We start from the raw sequence: 3172 nt of genomic DNA, 5'->3' as shown, positions 1-3172 counted from the left end.
TGATTGGGCGATTGCTTCCGCGGATATCATCGTGGCCAGCGGCCGGGTGCCGCGTTCAAAGGCCGGACATATGACCGCACCGTCATCCCTTGTTCAACCAGAGAAAGATCTTGCAGCCCGGGCCGTTCCACATATGAGTCAGAGCCAATTTTACAGGCCGATTGACACCCCGACGCCATAGCTTTAGATCCGTCTTGCTGAGCTTCTGCTCAGAGGCCGCAGTTTCGATCCGCCCTTTCATTCTCGAGTTGGGGGGCGGTCGCGGCATTAGCGCGGCCATGGCCAGGACAACGACGATTGCGGCTTTTTGGATTGCGGCCGGGCCGGGGTTGGCGCCGGCTTTGGTGCCTGGGCGACCTTGGCCGGCTGCCGCGGACGCGGCAATGGTACTTCTGTCACGACCCTTGGCTCTTGCGGGATCGATCTAGTCTCTTCGATCATGTTTGGCGCGGAAGCGTTGGCAGTGATGCGGGCGAGCTGTTCTTGGCTTGCGTTGATGCGATCGATGAGCGTCTGGCTTTCGCGCCTCATCTGGATCTGCATCGCCTTGATCTCGTCGACGAAACCTTTGTTGCGTGCCGTTTCTTCCTGGCTCGCGTTGAGTTGGCTCGCGACATTTACATTGTCGTTGACCAATTGCTCTTGAGTCACCTTGAGCTGTTCGACCGCTTGCTTCAAGGCAGCGAGATCGCGCGTCATCGACTGGAACTGCTGCGCCAAGTCGGAAACCAGGGCGATGGCAGACTGCGATGCGTCTTTTCGCCCCGCGGCTTCTCGGGGGCTCAGCGTCGCTGCAGGGTCCGAGGGGGCCGTCATCGCCGGATGAGCGGAGGACGACCACCACCAAGCAGCAACACCGGATGCCGCCAACAGAGAACAGATTAAAGCCACAGAGCGCCGCTTCGCCAATTGATGGTTCGTTGCCGGTTGGGCGCGAGATGTTTCCATGGTGGTCGGCTGGTCCGAGGGACTGACCTCCGCTGCGCGCTCCAGGTTCGAAAGCTCTTCCGCGATCTGCCGTTCCGCGATCCCGTCGTCCAGCGTGGAAGCCACTTGGTGCTCTCCGTATCGGCGCCCAGGGGCGGCGCCGCGCTGTGCTAAAGCTTGACTGTCTCGCCCTCGAACAAATTTATCACCTGCGCGCGATAAAGTGCTGAAAAAGTGCCCTCCGAGCGCGCTGGCGAGGGGAAGGCCCCTTTTAGGGGCGCAGAGCTGGGCCCGGAAGCCGATAAAAGCCGAGTAGCGCAGGCGCCGTGATAGCTAAAAGGGCATTGTCGCGATTGATCAGCGGCGGCGCGATGGCCTGTCACTAATCAGCCATCGGACGTGTCCGTTAGCAGAACGATCACTTTGGCCAAAGGCCGATGAGGCTTTCAAAGGTCACGCTGCTTGCGGCCCAAGCTGACGGGCTCACAAAAAAGGACGTAGAGAAACGTAAAAATCCAAGCCATTCCCAACCCCCAAAGTGTTTGTGGGCAGACCAGTGAAGCCTACCGGCCCTCCGTCCCTCGACCCAGCGGAAGGTGGACACCCTGGGCATTCCAGCTCGGACAGCTGGGAAGCGAGCTCGGCCATGCGACGAACAAAATCATCTACGCGATCACTGTGCTTTCAGGCCGCTGGGAGACGCGCCGCGTGTTGGCTTGAGTAAGGAAGCCTAGTAGGCTTGCGAACTCGGGCGAGCCGCCGCCAGGCCACACTGCACGGTGGACTGATTGAGGAGTTCTTATGAGAAGCTGGATTGGGGTGGCGCTTATCGTAGGTGTAATGTCATTGGCATCGACGGCACTACTGACGACGTCCGCAGCAGCGCAGCAGCAGATCATCAGCCAAAGATCAGGGTGTTGCAGAACTGTTGATTTTGCCCCGCGTCGCCGACACATTGCGCGCTACCGAAACGTTGATCGGTCATATGTGGGCTTCCACTATCGCCCCTACCTAGTCTCCTCCTGCGCTTACGCGCAGCCGTACTACCTTCGATCATACCCATGTAACGGGCCGGTGCCGTACGCATTCGGGTTCAGGCACGATCCGGTGTGGTGGTGAAGAATGCGAAGGTGGGGCGGGTGTTGGGGTAGGTTGCTCGCCTTGGTGCCCGGCTGAGAGGATCGGACCTTAGACTTCGGCCGCACCAGCACTCCCGGCGCTCTAATCCGCAATTGGAGCGGCAGCCGGGAGCATTGAGGGGCTGGAAAGCAAGCCGTGCCATGTTCGCCCCTTAACGACAACGGGTAAAACAGCGGACTCCGGTAATCATACGGTGCATTTTCGGAACGGGGTGTTCTACTGTGAGAACACCGGCGAGATTTAAGTACCGAGAGATTTTTTATAGCTATCCGGGAATGCCGCAGTGGGGGCTGGAACCACGCTGCGGTTTTTTCCATTGGGACCACGCGTCACAGATCACTCTTTGCCTTGGTCGTAAATCCAGACGGTCATTGATCCCTCTTCAACTTGCGCTGGCCCCAATGGGGGCTCTTTCCCTTCGGGTTAAACTCCGGGACGTAGTGGCGGTTCAATGCTCGCACGACGCCGATGCGGGCAAACATCGTCGGGCCGCCGCTTTCAGCCACCAGGATCAGCGCCTGCATCGCGGCTTGCCATTCCGGTACGGCGTACTCTTTCTTCGGCAGCGCGGCGATGTACTCGCCGGCGTCGAGCAGCGTCACCAGTACGCGATCGCCGATCCTGATCGGGTCATCGAAACGCCGACCCCAGCCTCGTTCGGTCATTCCTTCCGCTTCAGGTCAGGTCCCGCGGCGGCAATGGCGCGTTCAACCTCGTCGGCCAGGATTGTCAGATGCTCGGCCAGCTTGGTGAACAGGTCTCGCTTCTTGGGTTCGGTTGCCAGATCACGGATCAACAGTGATAATGCCCGCGGAAACAATTCCCGCTGGCGTAATTCGCCCTTGGCCTTTGAGGCTGATCTTGTCGCCCAAAGGTAACTCAAAACCTCCACGGATCTCTTCGGGATGCGTGATGAGGTCTTCGGGCACGGGTTCAGTCATCGTGCTTCCGTCCTTGAGGCTCATGAAGCGAACGGCATCGCGCCAAGCGGTCAGCGCGGTGTGCAGTTCAATCGCGCGAGGTTTCCTGATCTGTAAACAAGAAACATATCGCCACTGTAGTGGAAATATTCACCAGTGAAGTCCTTGGTGCGAAACTTGAGTTG

At 59.1% G+C, this 3172-nt stretch carries 4 protein-coding genes; 1 reads left to right on the top strand and 3 read right to left on the bottom strand.

Going from position 1 to position 3172, the window contains the following annotated elements:
- The coding region (locus AB4Z51_RS44630) for a hypothetical protein (protein WP_441499733.1) at positions 1-181 on the top strand (181 nt) is incomplete at its 5' end.
- 86 nt (positions 182-267) lie between these two features.
- On the opposite strand, the gene AB4Z51_RS44625 is transcribed toward AB4Z51_RS44630, so the two are convergent.
- The 3 genes from AB4Z51_RS44625 to AB4Z51_RS44615 all read right to left on the bottom strand — a co-directional run bounded on the left by AB4Z51_RS44625 (position 268) and on the right by AB4Z51_RS44615 (position 2959).
- Positions 268-1053, bottom strand: coding sequence for a hypothetical protein (locus AB4Z51_RS44625; protein ID WP_441499732.1), 786 nt, complete (start codon positions 1051-1053; stop codon positions 268-270).
- 1382 nt (positions 1054-2435) lie between these two features.
- Positions 2436-2732, bottom strand: a complete 297-nt coding sequence (locus tag AB4Z51_RS44620; protein WP_135217349.1) for a hypothetical protein — start codon at positions 2730-2732, stop codon at positions 2436-2438.
- Positions 2729-2959, bottom strand: a complete 231-nt coding sequence (locus tag AB4Z51_RS44615) for a hypothetical protein (protein WP_135217348.1) — start codon at positions 2957-2959, stop codon at positions 2729-2731. The genes AB4Z51_RS44620 and AB4Z51_RS44615 overlap by 4 nt, the downstream gene beginning before the upstream one ends.
- Between the last annotated feature and the right edge of the window lie 213 nt (positions 2960-3172).

Source organism: Bradyrhizobium sp. 2TAF36 (genome assembly GCF_052114925.1).
GTDB lineage: Bacteria > Pseudomonadota > Alphaproteobacteria > Rhizobiales > Xanthobacteraceae > Bradyrhizobium > Bradyrhizobium barranii.
The sequence above is the reverse complement of the archived record's forward strand: the minus strand, read 5'-3'. Positions and strand labels throughout refer to the sequence as shown.

Bases quoted from the DNA above. Each gene is read 5' to 3' on its own strand.
- AB4Z51_RS44620 (WP_135217349.1), bottom strand. From the start codon at position 2,732: ATGACCGAACGAGGCTGGGGTCGGCGTTTCGATGACCCGATCAGGATC.